Genomic DNA, 15714 nt, shown 5'->3' with positions numbered 1-15714 from the left:
GGGGAAACTCACCAGAAGAAATCGTTGATCACGTCGACGACATAGCCGTCGCGAATATCGACCAGCAGCGCGTCGTCATAATAGCGGATCCAGCGCAGCGTGCCGTAGGCGGGTGGCAGGCGATAGCTATAGGGATCGTCCATCCAGTAGCTGTTCGAATAGAGCAGGCTGTTCAGGTAGATCCCGACCGAAAAGCGCCGATAGCCATAATCCCAGCCGCGCGGGGCATAATAGCGGCCGGCCCGGTAGCGGTCGCCATAGCGGTTGCGATAGCTGTTCCAGTCATAGCGGCGATCGTTGCGCCAGCCGCTGTCCCAGCGCCGCTGGCTGCTCCAGCGGGTGCGATCATCGAAGCGCCGCCCGTTATTCCAACTGGTGCCGCTCCAGCCGCCGCGATTGTCCGACCAGCGCCGATCATCGCGCCGGTCGTCATCCCGGCGGTCGTTGCGCCAATCCTGCCGATTATCGCGGCCGTCATTGCGCCAGTCGCGCCGATCTTCCCGACCATTATTGGACCAGTTCGGACGGTCGTCCCGGCGCTCGGGGCGTACATCCGGCCTGTCATCCCGCGGCCTGTCATCCCGCGGCCTGTCATCCCGCCGGTCGCCGCGCCAATTCTGCTGCTGCTGCTCGCGGCGTTCGCGCACCTGCTGCTCGACCGCGCGATTGGCGGGCAGGTTGGGATCGCCGCGCCAGCGCGGATCGGGGCGCGGCGGCGCCATCTGTCCCGCCGGCCGGTCGGCTGCGCGCTGTTGCCAGCCCTGTCCGCCAGACGAACCCCGTCCACCGGCATCGCCACGCTGCTGCCAGCGCTGACCGCCATCATCGCCGCGCGGCTGAATCATGCGATTGCCGCGCGACACGGCGACATTGCCTTCGGGCCGCGCCATCCGTTCACCACGTCCACCGCGATCGCCACCTTCCTGTCTGGGCTGGGCCTGTCCTGCCTGGGCATAGGCCGGCGCAATGCCGCTCAGCAGCGTCGCGCCCATCAGACCGGTCAGCATCAACTTCCTGAACATCGTCCGTCTTCCTCAAGCGGAGACGGACAGACCGTCCCCTGATGATGCCGGTCTAAGCGATACGGCGTGTCGCAAGTCTGAACCCGTCCGTCAGCGTTCAGAAAGAATCTGGACATCGAATATGGACATTGGGGCATATTCTTCTCATGGTCGCTCCTGTGCGGTTCTGGGCTGAAAACGCGCTTTCTTGCGGGAAAAGCTGATCCAGATCAGTGCAATGCACCTACACTCCCATTAGGACTGCCGAGTGACGAAATCCCCCGATGCCGGCCGCGTCCGTCAGGCCCTGCGTGATGCGACGATGGCGAGCCATCGCCGGGTGGATGCGCTGTTCGCCGATTTTTCGCTCGATTCGCCCCGGAGCTACCGCCATTTCCTGACCGCCCATGGCCGCGCGGTCGGCGCGATCGAGCCGGCGGCGCGCCCTGATGCGCCGCGCCTGCCGCTGCTGGCGCAGGACATGGCCGCGCTGGACGCGCCCATGCCCACGCCGCTGCCGACGCCTGCCAATGATGCCGACGGCTATCGCTGGGGCCTGCTTTATGCGCTGGAAGGATCGCGGCTCGGCGGCGCGATGCTGTCGCGACAGGTGGGCGAGGGCCTGCCCAAAAATTATCTCTCCGCCGTCCATGGCAAGGGCGAATGGGTGGCCTTCCAGCACGCGCTCGACAGCGCGGCAGCGGAAGGCGGCGAGGGCTGGCTGGAGGATGCCGTGCAGGGCGCCCTCGCCGCCTTCGCCCTCTTCGCCGCCGCTGGCGAGGAAGCGCGGAAGACTGTCCATGGCTGACGGCGGCGACGCGACCGATTTCGCGGTCGACCTCACCAATTGCGATCGCGAGCCGATCCATGTGCTGGGCAAGGTCCAGTCCTTCGGCTTCCTGATCGCGTTGACCGCCGACTGGCTGGTGTCGCGCGCCTCGGCCAACAGCGCCGACTTCATCGGCCTGTCGCCCGATCAGATGCTTGGCCAGCCGGTCAGCGCCATTTTCGCGGCCGAAGCCATCCATACGCTGCGCAACCGCATCACCCTGCTGCGCGGCCCCGATTCGGTCGAGCGCGTCTTTTCGCTCGCCCTGATGGAGGGCGGACCCGCCTTCGACGTCGCGGTCCATTTCTCCGGCCCGCTGGTGGTGATCGAGGGTGAACCCGCCAGCCATGACGAGATGGAGGCGAGCAGCACCGTCCGCTCCATGGTCGCCCGTCTCGCGCAGGCCGACGGCATGACCGCTTTCCTGCGCGACGGCGCGCGACAGGTGCGGGCGCTCACCGGCTTCGACCGGGTGATGGTCTATCGCTTCGCCGACGCCGGCGATGGCGAGGTCGTCGCCGAAGCGCTCAAGCCCGGCGTCGACAGTTTCCTCGGCCTCCATTATCCGGCCTCCGACATCCCGGCGCAGGCGCGCGCCCTCTATCTGCGCAGCATCTTCCGCATCATCGCCGACGTGCAGGCGCAGCCGGTTCCTGTGGTTCCCGCGCTCGATCCCACCGGCGCCGCGCTCGACATGTCGCTCTGCCTGACCCGCGCGGTGTCGCCGATCCATATCGAATATCTCGGCAATATGGGCGTGGGGGCCTCGCTCTCCATCTCGATCATCGTCGAGGGCAAGCTCTGGGGCCTGTTCGCCTGCCATCATTACAGCCCGCGCCTGCCGACCTTTGCGCAGCGCAGCGCAGCCGAACTGTTCGGCCAGATCTTCTCGATGATGCTGGAAAGCCGCGAGCGCGCCGAAACCGCCAGCTATGAAGGCAAGGCGCGTCAGGTTGCCGACCGGCTGCTGTCGGCCGTGGCGCAGGACCATGATCTTCTGTCCAACGCGCGCTGGCTGGGCGATATCATCTTCGACACCATCCCCGCCGATGGCGTTGGCGTCTATATCGACGGGCAGATGACCTTTTCGGGCCTGACCCCCGACGAACCCGCCTTCGTCGCGATCGTGTTGATGCTGAACCGCGTCGCCGCCAGTCAGGTCTACACCACCGACAGCTTGAGCCGGGTTCTGCCTGAAGCCGTCGCCTATGCCGACCGCGCCTCCGGCATCCTCGCCATTCCGCTGTCACGCCGCCCGCGCGACTATGTCGTGCTGTTCCGCGCCGAACAATTGCGTTCGGTGCGCTGGGCGGGCAAGCCGGAAAAGGAAATCGAATATGGGCCGAACGGCCCGCGCCTGACTCCGCGCAAGAGTTTCGAGCAATGGTCGCAACTGGTGCAGGGCGTGGCCTTGCCCTTTACGCCTGCCGAACTGCGCGTGGCCGAAGCGCTGCGCACCGCGTTGCTGGAAGTGATCCTGCGCCTGTCCGATTCCGCCGATGCGGAACGGCAGCGGGCGCATGAGAAGCAGGAACTGCTGATCGCCGAACTCAACCATCGCGTCCGCAACATCCTCTCGCTGATCCGCGGCCTGCTGTCGCAGACCCGCGACAGCGCCCGCTCGGTCGACGAGTTTATCGGCACGCTGGAAAGCCGCGTCCATGCGCTCGCCCGCGCGCATGACCAGATCACCGCCGACCGCTGGAGCCCCGCGCGGCTCTACGACCTCATAGAGGTGGAGGCGGGCGCTTATCTCGGCGAGCGCAGCGACCGGGTGCGCCTGACCGGTCCCAATGTGCTGCTGACGCCCGGCTGCTTCACCGTGCTGGCGCTGGTGATTCACGAGATGCTGACCAATGCCGCCAAATATGGCGCGCTGTCCGACAATGGTGCGGTGGCGATCGACTGGCGCGTGGACGAGGATGGCAGCCTGTTGCTCGACTGGACCGAAAGCGACGGCCCGCCGGTCGTGGCGCCCACGCGGCGCGGCTTTGGTTCGACCGTGATCGAACGGTCCATCCCCTATGATCTGGGCGGCCATGCCGAGATCAACTATCGGCTCGCGGGGATCGAGGCGCATTTCTGCATCCCCTCGCGCCATGTCGTGTCGGTCCTGCCGGAAAGCAGCGGGCGGGAGCGCGCCAAGCCCGCCGCGCCGGCCACGCCCAGCCTGCTCAAGGGTCGCCATGTCCTGCTGGTCGAGGATAATATGATCATCGCCATGGACGGCGAGGATGCGCTGCGCGACCTCGGCGCTGAAGTGATGACGGCGGCCAGCGTCGGCCGCGCGCGGGAGGCGATCGCGATCCAGCAGGTGGACTTCGCCGTGCTCGACTTCAACCTTGGCCATGAAACCAGCCTGCCGGTCGCGGACCTGCTGGCAGAGCGCGGCATTCCCTTCCTCTTCGCCACCGGCTATGGCGACGGGCTCGAACTACCGGCGCGGTTCGAGCAGATAATGTTGGTCAAAAAGCCCTATTCGGGCGCGACGCTGGCGGCGGCGCTGGGACCGGTCATCGCAGCGCAGGGCTGAGGTTTCGGTAAAATCCGACAGCGAAACGGACAGTTTCCACTTGTCCGATTGCGGCGGGGCGGCGGCGTCCCGATGTAGCCGCCATGCTATATTCCCCTCTTCCTGTCCTATTTGAGGCGCCCATGATAGGATCACCTGCCATGACGTGTCTCGACCGTTCCTGTCCGACCGCTTCCGCTTTCCGATAGGATCGCACCCGCGCAACAAAATATCAGAATCTGCGGGAAACATGCGAAGTTAAGCCCGCGATTTCCTACAATCGAGACGATCATGACACAGCCGACTTTCTTCATCCCCCATGGCGGCGGCCCCTGTTTCTTCATGGACCCGTCCGATCCCGACCGGCCGCACAGCGATCCGATCTGGCATCCGATGCAGGATCATCTGTCGCATCTGATCGCCGACCTGCCCGAACGGCCCAGGGCGATCCTGCTCGTCTCGGGCCATTGGGAGGAGGATGACTTCACCGTCCATACCGGTGAGCGGCCGTCGCTGCTCTTCGACTATTATGGCTTCCCGCCGCACACCTATGAGCTGCGCTGGGATGCGCCCGGTGCGCCCGATCTGGCCCGCCGCGCCGCCGGCCTGCTCCGCGAAGCCGGTTTCGCCGCTGGCGAGGAAGCGGCGCGCGGCTGGGACCATGGCGTCTTCATTCCGATGAAGGTGGCGCTGCCCGATGCCAACATTCCGCTCGCCCAGCTTTCGCTCCGCCGCGACCTCGACCCGGCCGCGCATATCGCGGCGGGCCGGGCGCTGACCCCGCTGCGCGACGAAGGCGTGCTGATCGTCGGATCGGGGATGAGCTTCCACAATCTGCGCGTGCGCGGTCCGCAGGCGATCGCGCCATCGACCGCCTGGGACTATGCGCTGACCGCCGCCGTCACCGATCCCGACCCGCAGAGCCGCGCGACCCGCGTCGCTGCCTGGGACGCGCTGCCGCATGCCCATTTCTCCCATCCGCGCGAGGAGCATCTGCTGCCGCTGATGGTGGCGCTCGGTGCGGGCGGGGATGACGCAGCGACCTGCACCCATCGCAGCAGCGTGATGGGCTGGACCGTTTCCGGTTATCGTTTCGGCTGAGTATTTTGAAGTCGGCTGGAACAGCCGACGGCTCGCAAAATGCGACCACAAAAAATCATGAGCATTTTGAAGTCGGCCGGAACGGCCGACGGCTCGCACAACGCGCCCACAAATCAGAGGCGTGGGCGCGTCATTCGACGCGTTTACCCCTCGGATTGCCCGGACGCCCGAGCGCCGGCACGGTCTTCGCCGCCTCTTCGGGCGCGATGCCCGGCGGCGGCGCGGCGGCAGCCTGGTCGCCGCTTCCCTCATCTTCGCCCCGCATGATCCGGCCCGCCCGCTGGATCGCGCCGCGCAGCCGGGGATAGATGCCGCAGCGGCAGATATTGGTGATCGCGGCGTCGATCTCCTCGTCGGACGGATCGTTGGTCCGGCGCAGCAGCACCGATGCGGCCATGATCATGCCGGGGATGCAATAGCCGCATTGGGAGACATTGTCGGCGGCGAAGGCCTGTTGCAGCGGATGGCCGCGATCGGGCGACAGCGCCTCGATCGTGGTGACGAACCGCCCCTCGGTCTTGCCGATCGTCACCTGGCAGGACCGCACCGCCTCCCCATCGATATCGACGGTGCAGGCGCCGCAGTCGCCCGTGCCGCAGCCATATTTGGTGCCGGTCAGGTTCGACGCATCGCGCAGCGCCCAGAGCAGGGGCGTCTCCGGGTCCATGCGATACTGCACCGGCCGGTCGTTGACGGTGAAGCGGGTCATGCCGCTTCTTCCTCATCGGCCTTGTGGAACAATACCTCGTTGCGGATGTGGATGATCCGCGACGCCAGCCGGATTTCCTGAATGAAGGTGGCGAAGGCCGCTGCCTGCAACAGCATCGCCAGACTGAACAGGATCGCGATCGGGGTGCCCAGATGCGCGTTGAACAGATTGCCGGCGAACAGCAGGATCACGACCAGGCAGACGGCGCAGGCGGAGGCGACCGAGAGGAAGATCGCGATGTTGACCACGCTCATCCGGCGATCGAGCACGCGGATTTCGCTGACCATCCGGTCATGTTCCTTGCCGCGCGTGGACAACACCCATTTTTCCACGTCGCGCGCCCGGTCGATGATCCGCGACAGGCGGCTGACGCAGACGTTCAGGAAGGCGCCGATGCCCGCCAGCAGGAAGACGGGGGCCAGCGCCAGCTGGATCGTCTGGGCGACCTGGCTGACCTGGGGCAGGGCAGGGATCATGGTCATCTGCGCTTTTCTACCAACCAGCGAATAAGGAAGAAAGTGACGATGCCGGTGAGCGGCGTGAGGAGCAGGACAAGAAGGCCGTATCGGCTGGCCTTCTCACATTGCATATCATCGGCGTCAATGTGGCAGTCGCCAACTGCGAAGAAGAGAGCCGCAGCCAACATTAAAAGAATAACGGGCAGCGCCGCGATACAGCCGCAGCGCCCGCCCGCCTTGTCCGGTCTGTATGTCAGGCCGCGCCCTTGTTCGAAGGCATGTTGACCCCCATGGATTTCAGATATTGCTTGATGTTGCGGGCGGCCTGCCGCAGCCGCTGCTCATTTTCGACCATAGCGATGCGGACGAAGCCCTCGCCATCTTCGCCATAGCCCACGCCCGGCGCGACCGCGACCTTGGCATGGGTGAGGAGCTGCTTGGAAAATTCGAGGCTCCCCATCTCCTTGAGCGCCGGCGGCAGCGGCGCCCAGCAGAACATCGACGCACGCGCCGCCGGGATGTCCCAGCCTGCCCGGCCGAAGCTTTCCACCAGCACGTCGCGGCGCTTGTGGTAGAGCAGGCGGTTCTTCTCGACGATGTCCTGCGGCCCGTTGAGCGCGGCGCAGGCGGCCGCCTGGATCGGGGTGAAGGCGCCATAGTCGAGATAGGATTTCACCCGCGTCATCGCCGCGATCAGCTTCTTGTTGCCGACCGCAAAGCCCATGCGCCAGCCCGCCATCGAGTAGGTCTTGCTGAGCGAGGTGAACTCGATCGCGACATCCTTGGCGCCCGGCACCTGAAGGATCGAGGGCGTCGGATTGCCGTCATAATAAAGCTCGGAATAGGCAAGGTCGCTGAGCACCCAGACCTTGTTCTCCTTCGCCCAGGCGACGAGGCGCTCGTAGAAGGCGAGGTCGACCGTCTCGGCGGTCGGATTGGACGGATAGTTGACCACCAGGATCGACGGGCGGGGCACGGTGAAGGCCATCGCGCGATCGAGCGAACGGAAATAATTCTCGTCCGGGGTGGTCGGCACCGATCGAATGGTCGCACCGGCGATGATGAAGCCGAACGTATGGATCGGGTAGCTGGGGTTGGGCGCCAGCACCACGTCGCCCGGCTCGGTGATCGCGGTGGCAAGGCTCGCAAGACCTTCCTTCGATCCCATGGTCACGACGACCTCGGTCTCGGGATCGATGTCCACGCCAAACCGGCGGCCATAATAATTGGCCTGCGCCTTGCGAAGGCCGGGGATGCCGCGCGACTGGGAATAGCCATGGGCGCTCGGCTTCTGCGCGACCTCGATCAGTTTCGCGATGACATGGTCGGGCGGCGGCAGGTCGGGATTGCCCATGCCCAGGTCGATAATGTCCTCTCCCGCGGCGCGGGCTGCCGCTCGCATCGCATTCACTTCGGCGATGACATAGGGCGGCAGGCGCTTCATGCGGTAAAATTCTTCGGACATTATTGGGCTTTCCTGAAAGCTCGCGGTAGGGAATAGTGCGTGACGCGCCATGTGCGTGTCACAATCTGGCTATAACCGGCCAAGGGACGACGCGCCAGTGAAAGCCGCGCGCACCGGCGATGCCAAGAGGAGGAAGGTGGCCATGGAAAAGACCAACGTCATGGAGCCTCACCTGCCCACCTTGCAAGAGATGCAGCAATGGACGCAGGCGATCGGGCGCGCGCAGCAACTGATGCTGGAACAGGCCGCCGCCACCACCGGCCAGGCCCTGCCCTTCGATCCGGCGATCGTCGCGCGCATCCAGACTGGCTTCGCCGATGAAGGCCTGGCCATGTGGCAGCGCTTCCTCGATTCGGGCGGCCTGCTGCGCACGAGTCCCGATCCCGCACCTGCGACCAGCCCCGCTGCGCGCAAAGACCGGCGCTTCGCCGATCCGGCCTGGACCGAACATCCCTTCTACGACCTGATCCGGCAGAGTTACCTGCTGCTCTCCGACTATCTGCTCAAGCTGGCCGATGCGGTCGATGGCGTGGACCCGAAGCAGAAGGCCAAGCTGCGCTTCGCCACCACCGGCCTGCTCGACGCGATAGCGCCCAGCAACTTCCCCTTCACCAATCCGCAGGTGGTGGCCAAGACGATCGAGAGCGGCGGCGAAAATCTGGTCAAGGGCCTCAAGCACATGCTGGCCGATATGGAGAAGGGCCAGCTCACCCATACCGACGGCACCCAGTTCGAACTGGGGCGCAACATCGCCGCGACGCCGGGCAAGGTGATCCATGAGACGCCGCTCTACCAGCTGATCCATTATGCGCCCTCGACCGAAACGGTGCTGGAAACGCCGCTCGTCATCTTCCCGCCCTGGATCAACCGCTTCTACATTCTCGACCTCTCGCCCGAGAAGAGCTTCGTCAAATGGGCGGTCGATCAGGGGATCAGCGTGTTCCTGGTGTCCTGGAAGTCGGCCGACGCGTCGATGAAGGACATGGTCTGGGACGATTATATCCTGAAAGGGCAGGTCGACGCGATCGACACGGTGCGCGACCTGCTGAAGGTCAAGAGCGTCCACACCATCGGCTATTGCGTCGCCGGCACGACGCTCGCCGCGACGCTGGCGTTGCTCGCCGCGCGGGGCGAGGCGGACAAGGTGGCGAGCGCGACCTTCTTCACCGCGCAGGTGGATTTCAGCCAGGCCGGCGACCTCACCCTGTTCGTCGACGACGATCAGATGAAGATGGTGGATCAGCTGTCGTCCAAGGGGTTCCTCGACGGGCGCTACATGGCCGCGACCTTCAACCTGTTGCGCGGGCGCGACCTTATCTGGAACTATGTCGTCAACAATTACCTGCTCGGCATGGATTATCCGCCCTTCGACCTGCTCTACTGGAATGGCGACACCACCAACCTGCCGGCGCGCTGGCACCGGGACTATCTGACCCAGCTCTATCGCGACAATCTGCTGGTGACGCCCGGCGCGATCAGCGTCGCGGGTACGCCGATCGATCTGACAAAGATCCAGACGCCCGCCTATGTTCAGGCCGGTCGCGAAGATCATATCGCGCCGCTGGAAAGCGTCTGGAAGCTGACCGAAAATCTTTCCGGACCGACCCGCTTCCTGCTTGCCGGCTCCGGTCATATCGCCGGCGTCGTCAATCCGCCCGCCGCGATGAAATATCAATATTGGGCCTGTGATGAGGCGCATGACACGCTGGACGCCTTCCTTGCAGACGCGAAGGAGACCAAGGGCAGCTGGTGGCCCGACTGGCGCGTGTGGATTGAGCGACTCGATTCGCAAACCGTGCCCGTGAAGGGCGCGCGCGTGCCTGGCAAAGGCAAGCTCAAGGCGATCGAGGACGCCCCCGGACGCTACGTAAAGAACCGGTAAACCACTGTTTTCTCACTATTGCGACAAGCTGTGACTGGTTTGCGGCAAGCCGTCCATGGCAATTTTGTTGCACTGCACAATAATGCTTGCGCGACGTTCCGGAAAAGCATATTGTGCAGTGCAACAAGCGGAGGATGGTGATGGCCGATACCCCGAAGACCCCGAGGAGCACACCGCGCAGCAAGGCCGGTTCGACGACATTGTCGGCGAGCGAGGCGCTGAAAGCGGCCGAAGCGGCGATCGGAGGCGATACTGTGAAGAAAGCTCCTCCGCTCAAGCCCGCGCCGAAAAAGGTGGCGGCATCGAGCGTGAAGCCGATTGATACCAATCCCCAGGCGGCCAGCGTCAAGCCGATCGACACCAACCCGCAAGCTGCGAAGGTGAAGCCGATCGACGCTAATCCGCAGAGCCAGGCCAAGCCTGCCGACCCGGTCGCCATAGTCGCTGCGACGACGGCGGTCGATGCGGCGCCCGAACCGGAACCGGTGGCGGAAAAGCCCGCGCCCGAGCCGGTCCCTGAGCCGGTCAAGGCCGAACCGAAAATCACAGAGAGCCTGACCAAGGCCGAAACCACTGCGACCCAGCCGCTGCCCGCCACAGAAGGAACGAAGATCATGAACGACGTCATCGAGACCGGAAAGAAGTTCGCCGAAGAAACCAAGGCCAAGTTCGAAACCGCCTATTCCGACTTCAACGAGAAGACCAAGGCCCATGTCGAAAAGTCGACCAAGGCCATCGAGGAACTGAGCGACATCGCCAAGGGCAATGTCGAAGCCCTCGTTGAATCCAGCAAGATCGCGGCCAAGGGCATCGAAACGCTGGGCCAGGAAGCGGTCGACTACAGCCGCAAGAGCTTCGAGAAGGCGACGGCCTCGTTCAAGACCTTTTCGAGCGTGAAGACGCCGACCGAATTCTTCCAGCTGCAGAGCCAGCTCTTCTCGGCCAGCTTCGACGAGTTCACCAAGGAAGCCGCCAAGAACAGCGAAGCGCTGATCAAGCTGGCCGGCGATGTCGCGCAGCCGCTGACCGCGCGCGTGACCCTCGTCACCGACAAGGTGAAGTCGCTGGCCGCCTGAGGCCTTCCGACGAACCCGTCATAGCGTGAAGGGCGTCCCTTTCTTCGGAAAGGGGCGCCCTTTGCTTTGTCGATGTTCGCCGCGCGCGCCGAACGGCTGCGCCGCCCCCTTGCCATGGACGGACGAATCGCCATATCCTTCTGCATCATGAACAGTGTCACCACCGCATCGGCGTGGTCCGTAAAGATGGCGGGCCGGGATCAGGATGATCAGGGCGAGGGGCCGGGCGGTCCCAACGTCGGCATCGCCACCCGCACGCGCACCCGCACCAAAAAGCCATCGCTCTACAAGGTGCTGATGCTCAACGACGACTATACGCCGATGGAATTCGTCGTGCATGTCCTGCAGAGCTTCTTCCGCATGGACATGGAAGAGGCGACCCGCGTCATGCTCCACGTCCATCAGCGCGGCGTCGGCATATGCGGCATCTTCAGCTATGAGGTGGCCGAGACCAAGGTCAACCAGGTGATGGATTTCGCCCGGCAGAACCAGCATCCACTGCAATGCACGCTGGAAAAGGCCTGACGACAGGCGGGCCTTTATGCGCTGCATATCATTGTAGCGCTTATATTTCAGTAAATTACATCATTGAAATATAAGGTTTTTTCAGACATTCGCGGCATGATGAACCCCACTGAAATGAAGTGGGGACTTCAATCATGACGAGTATCACCAGTTACACCATGAATATGCCGCCGTCGCCGCGCATGGCGATGGATCGCAAGATCGACGCGGCGGTCGAGGCAGGATCGCTCTCGGAGGTCGATGGCGACGCGCTGGAAACCGCGCTCGATTCGATCGGCGATGCGCTTTCCTCGTCGGCGATCGACAGCAGGTCGCGGCTCGATCCGTCCGAGATGAAGGACCGGATCGATTCCCTGATCGAGGATCAGGTGTCGGCCGGAACCCTGACCGAAGATCAGGCGGCGACGCTGCAAAGCTTCTTCGCGCAGGGGCCGGGCGGATCGATGCAGACCGCCGACGCCAGCGGCGAAGGCATGAGCGACGGGAGCATGAGCATCGAGGGCATGGGCGGCGTCGGCGGCGTCGGCCCGATGCGCGGCCCTCCACCCGGGCCGCCGCCGTCGGGGTCGTCCGACGACAGCGACGACAGCAGTTCGACCGGCAGCACGGACACCGCCAGTGCCACCGAACAGCTGGATTCGATCATCGCCTTTCTGGAAAATCTCCGGTCGAGCATATCGCAGTCGCTATATGGCAGCGCGGCGAGCAGCGCCGACAGCAGCAATAGCGGGCTGGTGGTCGACAGCCTCGCCTGAATCCTTTCGTCACCGGGGGCATGGGGTGCAGGAGCGGGGGCTGTTTTGTGCCTAGAGCATCGTTCGGAGCCGAAGGCCAGCGCAGCTAAAAGTGGGAACCGGTTTTACCTACGCTGGCCTTTGGCTCCGCTTAAGACGATGCGACAACAAAAACTTAGAGCGCGCGACCTGCTTCGGATTTAACGCAGCGCGCTCTAATGCGCTGCGGCAGGGATAGTCGCGCACCGGTGATGAACCGGCGGGAAGGAGGCTCCTCCCCGCCGGCTTTTCCGTTGGCGCTTTCCTTGGCCCGCGGCGCGTCCTACAGCTTTGGCGGTGAGCGAGGAGAGCCAAGCCGCCATCCATGATCTGGCCGTCATCGGCGGCGGGGTGAATGGCTGCGGCATTGCCCGCGACGCGGCGGGGCGAGGCGCACGGGTGCTGCTGCTGGAGCGGGGCGACCTGGCGCAGGGCACGTCGTCGGCATCGACCAAGCTCATCCATGGCGGGTTGCGCTATCTGGAACAGGGCGAATTCGCTCTGGTCCGCGAAGCCCTGTCCGAACGCGAGCGGCTGTGGCGGATCGCGCCGCATATCATTCATCCGATGCGCTTCGTGCTGCCCTGGGCGCCGGGGCTGCGGCCGCGCTGGATGCTGCGGCTCGGGCTTTTCCTCTACGATCATATCGGCGGGCGTCGTGCCTTGCCGGCGACGCAGGCGATCGACCTGCGCCGGCATGCGGCGGGTGCGCCGCTCAAGCCCGGCTTCGGTCCGGCCTATTGCTATTCCGATGGCTGGGTCGACGATGCCCGTCTGGTCGTCCTCAATGCGCGCGATGCCGCCGACCGGGGCGCGGAGGTGCACACGCGCACCGAAGTGAGGAGCCTGGCGCGGGCGGGTGGTTGTTGGGAAATAGGGGCGGAGACGGGTGATGGTGTGCCAAAGCGATTTCGCGCGCGGGCGTTGGTCAACGCAACCGGCCCTTCGGTACTCGATCTCATGCGCCTTGCCCATGAAGGGGCCGCCGATCGGTCGATGCGGCTGGTGCGCGGATCGCATATCGTGGTGCCGCGCCTGTTCGACCATGGCTTCGCTTATTTCTTCCAGCTGCCCGATGGCCGCATCTTCTTCGCCATTCCCTATGAGCGCGACTTCACCCTGATCGGCACCACCGATCGCGACCATGCGGGCGGGCTGAATCATGTCGAGGCCGGCGCGGAGGAGATCGCCTATCTGTGCGAAGCGGCGAATCGCTATTTCGCGCGCGCCATCACGCCCGCCGACGTCCGCTGGTCCTATGCTGGCGTGCGTCCCCTGATCGATGACGGATCGGCGCGTCCCGAATCGGCGACGCGCGGCTATCGTCTGGAACTGGACACAGGCGGGCCGGGGGCGGCGCCTTTGCTTCATGTGCTGGGTGGCAAGATCACCACCTATCGCCATCTCGCGGCCGAGGTGGTAGCCCTGCTCCAGCCGCATCTTCCGGTGTTGCGAGGGGGTGACTGGACGGCGGAGGCGCCGCTGCCGGGCGGCGATTTCGCCATGACCGGGCTTGGCGAACTGGTCGTCGGGCTGGCGTGCGACTATCCCTTTCTCGACACCGCGACCGCCGACCGGATCGGGCAGGCCTATGGCACGCGGGCGCGGGAATGGCTGGGCGAGGCACGCGAGATTGTCCAGCTCGGTGTCCATTTCGGCGCGGGCCTGACCGAAGCTGAAGTCGCCTATCTGGTCGACCAAGAATGGGCGCGGACGAGCGAGGACATCATCTGGCGCCGGACCAAATTGGGCCTGCGGCTGGACGGGGCGCAAGTGGCCGCGCTCGATGCGTGGCTGAAGGAGAGACGATGAGCGAGCGCATGATCCTGGTGCTGGACGAAGGCACGACCTCCACCCGCGCCATGCTCTACACCGCCGATGGTGTGCGGGGCGCCATGGCGCAGCGGGAATTGTCGCAATATTATCCCCGGCCCGGCTGGGTCGAACATGATGCGGCCGAGATCTGGGAGCGCACCCTGGCCTGCGCCCGCGAGATGGTCGCCCATGTCGGCGGCGCGGACCGGATTGCGGCGATCGGCATCGCCAACCAGCGCGAGACGGTCGTCGCCTGGGACCGGCGCACCGGTGCGCCATTGTCGCGCGCCATCGTCTGGCAGGACCGGCGTACCGCCGACCGGTGCGAGGCTCTGAGCGCCGAAGGCCATGAAGCACTGATCCAGTCGCGTACCGGCCTTGTGATCGATCCCTATTTTTCCGCGACCAAGATGCGATGGCTGGTCGATCATGTACCGTCGGTCGCGGCGGCAGGCGACGCGCTGGCGCTGGGTACGATCGAAAGCTGGCTGGTGTGGAAGCTGACCGGGGGCCTTCATATCACAGACGCAAGCAATGCCAGTCGCACTCAGTTGATGACGCTCGACGGCGCGGGCTGGGACGATGAACTCTGCGCGCTCTTCGGCGTGCCGCGCGCCGCGCTGCCGGCGATCGTCGACAATGCCGCTATGCTGGGGACAACGGTGCCGGACCTGCTGGGCGGCGCGATCCCCATCACTGGCCTTGCGGGGGACCAGCAGGCCGCGACCATCGGGCAAGGCTGTCTTTCGCCCGGCACGGTCAAGGCGACGCTGGGAACGGGCGCCTTCATCCTGGCGTCGACCGGCCCGGCGCTGCCCGTTTCCGCGCACCGGCTGCTGGGCACGGTGCTGTGCCAGATCGACGGTGTCCGCCATTATGCGCTGGAAGGGTCGATCTTCGTGGCCGGCAGTCTCATCCAATGGCTGCGCGATCGGCTGGGGCTGATCGCCGCCGCGGCCGATACCGATGCCATCGCCCGGTCGGTGCCCGACAATGGCGGGGTCGTGCTGCTGCCTGCCCTGTCGGGGCTGGGCGCGCCTTATTGGCAGCCGGGGGTGACGGGCAGCATTCACGGGCTGACCCATGGCACGGGCAGGGCGCATATCGTGCGGGCCGCGCTCGAATCGATCGCGCACCAGGTGCATGATCTGGCCGCCGCGTTCGCGGCCGATGGCGCGCCCTGGCATCGGTTGCGGATCGATGGCGGGATGAGCGCGAACGACTGGATTGCGCAGGACATGGCGGACATTCTGGGCCTGCCGGTCGAGCGCCCGGCGGATATCGAGACGACGGCGCGTGGCGCGGCGATGCTGGCCGCCGTGGGGGCTGGCCTGTTTCCCACGCTGGAATCGGCCATGGCCGGCGGATCGGGGGGCGCGGCGTTCGAACCCGTCCTGTCCGGCGTCGCACGGGATCGGCGGATCGCCGCCTGGCAGGCGGTGCTGGCAGATGCGATCCGGGCGGATGGCGGCAGGGGCGGCGCGGCGCTGGACCGGCCGTGAGCAAATATTAAGGATAGCATGGTATCGCGGTCGAACCATGTTGCGGTTCGTCCTTCGCCATCCTTC

General features: G+C 65.2%; 13 protein-coding genes. 9 read left to right on the top strand and 4 right to left on the bottom strand.

Going from position 1 to position 15714, the window contains the following annotated elements; translation table 11 throughout:
• Positions 1-8: 8 nt before the first annotated feature.
• Positions 9-1022: an RcnB family protein gene (locus DM806_RS16470; RefSeq protein WP_256869353.1), complete on the bottom strand. Its 1014-nt coding sequence runs from the start codon at positions 1020-1022 to the stop codon at positions 9-11.
• 247 nt (positions 1023-1269) lie between these two features.
• On the opposite strand from DM806_RS16470, the gene DM806_RS16465 reads away from it, so the two are divergent.
• The 3 genes from DM806_RS16465 (at position 1270) to DM806_RS16455 (ending at position 5443) form a co-directional block, all read left to right on the top strand.
• Positions 1270-1809 carry a biliverdin-producing heme oxygenase gene (locus DM806_RS16465; RefSeq protein WP_372859585.1) on the top strand — a complete coding sequence of 180 codons (540 nt, stop codon included), beginning with the start codon at positions 1270-1272 and terminating at the stop codon, positions 1807-1809.
• A complete protein-coding gene (locus DM806_RS16460) occupies positions 1802-4363 on the top strand; it encodes an HWE histidine kinase domain-containing protein (RefSeq protein WP_179044270.1) in 2562 nt (853 codons plus the stop codon). Before DM806_RS16465 ends, DM806_RS16460 begins: the two co-directional genes overlap by 8 nt.
• Positions 4364-4633: 270 nt before the next feature.
• Positions 4634-5443: a DODA-type extradiol aromatic ring-opening family dioxygenase gene (locus DM806_RS16455; RefSeq protein ID WP_179044269.1), complete on the top strand. Its 810-nt coding sequence runs from the start codon at positions 4634-4636 to the stop codon at positions 5441-5443.
• A 130-nt stretch (positions 5444-5573) separates the two neighbouring features.
• Here DM806_RS16455 and DM806_RS16450 read toward each other — a convergent pair whose 3' ends face one another.
• From DM806_RS16450 to DM806_RS16440, 3 genes are all read right to left on the bottom strand, one after another.
• Complete coding sequence (locus DM806_RS16450) at positions 5574-6152, bottom strand: (2Fe-2S)-binding protein (protein ID WP_179044268.1); 579 nt, start codon at positions 6150-6152, stop codon at positions 5574-5576.
• Positions 6149-6628: a DUF2721 domain-containing protein gene (locus DM806_RS16445; RefSeq protein ID WP_179044429.1), complete on the bottom strand. Its 480-nt coding sequence runs from the start codon at positions 6626-6628 to the stop codon at positions 6149-6151. The genes DM806_RS16450 and DM806_RS16445 overlap by 4 nt, the downstream gene beginning before the upstream one ends.
• Positions 6629-6863: 235 nt before the next feature.
• Positions 6864-8075, bottom strand: coding sequence for an LL-diaminopimelate aminotransferase (locus tag DM806_RS16440; RefSeq protein ID WP_179044267.1), 1212 nt, complete (start codon positions 8073-8075; stop codon positions 6864-6866).
• A gap of 142 nt (positions 8076-8217) precedes the next feature.
• Between DM806_RS16440 and DM806_RS16435 the strand changes: the two genes are divergently transcribed.
• The 6 genes from DM806_RS16435 (at position 8218) to DM806_RS16410 (ending at position 15648) form a co-directional block, all read left to right on the top strand.
• Positions 8218-9957 carry a PHA/PHB synthase family protein gene (locus DM806_RS16435; RefSeq protein ID WP_179044266.1) on the top strand — a complete coding sequence of 580 codons (1740 nt, stop codon included), beginning with the start codon at positions 8218-8220 and terminating at the stop codon, positions 9955-9957.
• Positions 9958-10097: 140 nt separating this feature from the next.
• Positions 10098-11033, top strand: coding sequence for a phasin family protein (locus DM806_RS16430; protein WP_179044265.1), 936 nt, complete (start codon positions 10098-10100; stop codon positions 11031-11033).
• Positions 11034-11147: 114 nt separating this feature from the next.
• On the top strand, positions 11148-11558 hold the full coding sequence (clpS, locus tag DM806_RS16425; protein WP_179044428.1) for an ATP-dependent Clp protease adapter ClpS: 411 nt from the start codon (positions 11148-11150) through the stop codon (positions 11556-11558).
• 134 nt (positions 11559-11692) lie between these two features.
• Positions 11693-12313, top strand: coding sequence for a hypothetical protein (locus DM806_RS16420; RefSeq protein ID WP_179044264.1), 621 nt, complete (start codon positions 11693-11695; stop codon positions 12311-12313).
• A gap of 315 nt (positions 12314-12628) precedes the next feature.
• Positions 12629-14143, top strand: coding sequence for a glycerol-3-phosphate dehydrogenase (locus DM806_RS16415; RefSeq protein WP_179044263.1), 1515 nt, complete (start codon positions 12629-12631; stop codon positions 14141-14143).
• On the top strand, positions 14140-15648 hold the full coding sequence (locus DM806_RS16410) for a glycerol kinase (RefSeq protein WP_179044262.1): 1509 nt from the start codon (positions 14140-14142) through the stop codon (positions 15646-15648). The genes DM806_RS16415 and DM806_RS16410 overlap by 4 nt, the downstream gene beginning before the upstream one ends.
• The last annotated feature ends 66 nt before the right edge of the window (positions 15649-15714 follow it).

Source organism: Sphingobium lactosutens, assembly GCF_013393185.1.
GTDB classification, from domain to species: Bacteria; Pseudomonadota; Alphaproteobacteria; order Sphingomonadales; family Sphingomonadaceae; genus Sphingobium; species Sphingobium lactosutens_A.
The sequence above is the reverse complement of the archived record's forward strand: the minus strand, read 5'-3'. Positions and strand labels throughout refer to the sequence as shown.

Excerpts from the sequence above, each read along its gene's own strand:
- DM806_RS16470 (WP_256869353.1), bottom strand. The coding sequence starts at position 1,022 with ATGTTCAGGAAGTTGATGCTGACCGGTCTGATGGGCGCGACGCTGCTG.
- DM806_RS16460 (WP_179044270.1), top strand. The coding sequence starts at position 1,802 with ATGGCTGACGGCGGCGACGCGACCGATTTCGCGGTCGACCTCACCAAT.
- DM806_RS16455 (WP_179044269.1), top strand. The coding sequence starts at position 4,634 with ATGACACAGCCGACTTTCTTCATCCCCCATGGCGGCGGCCCCTGTTTC.
- DM806_RS16450 (WP_179044268.1), bottom strand. The coding sequence starts at position 6,152 with ATGACCCGCTTCACCGTCAACGACCGGCCGGTGCAGTATCGCATGGAC.
- DM806_RS16445 (WP_179044429.1), bottom strand. The coding sequence starts at position 6,628 with ATGATCCCTGCCCTGCCCCAGGTCAGCCAGGTCGCCCAGACGATCCAG.
- DM806_RS16440 (WP_179044267.1), bottom strand. The coding sequence starts at position 8,075 with ATGTCCGAAGAATTTTACCGCATGAAGCGCCTGCCGCCCTATGTCATC.
- DM806_RS16435 (WP_179044266.1), top strand. The coding sequence starts at position 8,218 with ATGGAAAAGACCAACGTCATGGAGCCTCACCTGCCCACCTTGCAAGAG.
- DM806_RS16430 (WP_179044265.1), top strand. The coding sequence starts at position 10,098 with ATGGCCGATACCCCGAAGACCCCGAGGAGCACACCGCGCAGCAAGGCC.
- clpS (WP_179044428.1), top strand. The coding sequence starts at position 11,148 with ATGGACGGACGAATCGCCATATCCTTCTGCATCATGAACAGTGTCACC.
- DM806_RS16420 (WP_179044264.1), top strand. The coding sequence starts at position 11,693 with ATGACGAGTATCACCAGTTACACCATGAATATGCCGCCGTCGCCGCGC.
- DM806_RS16410 (WP_179044262.1), top strand. The coding sequence starts at position 14,140 with ATGAGCGAGCGCATGATCCTGGTGCTGGACGAAGGCACGACCTCCACC.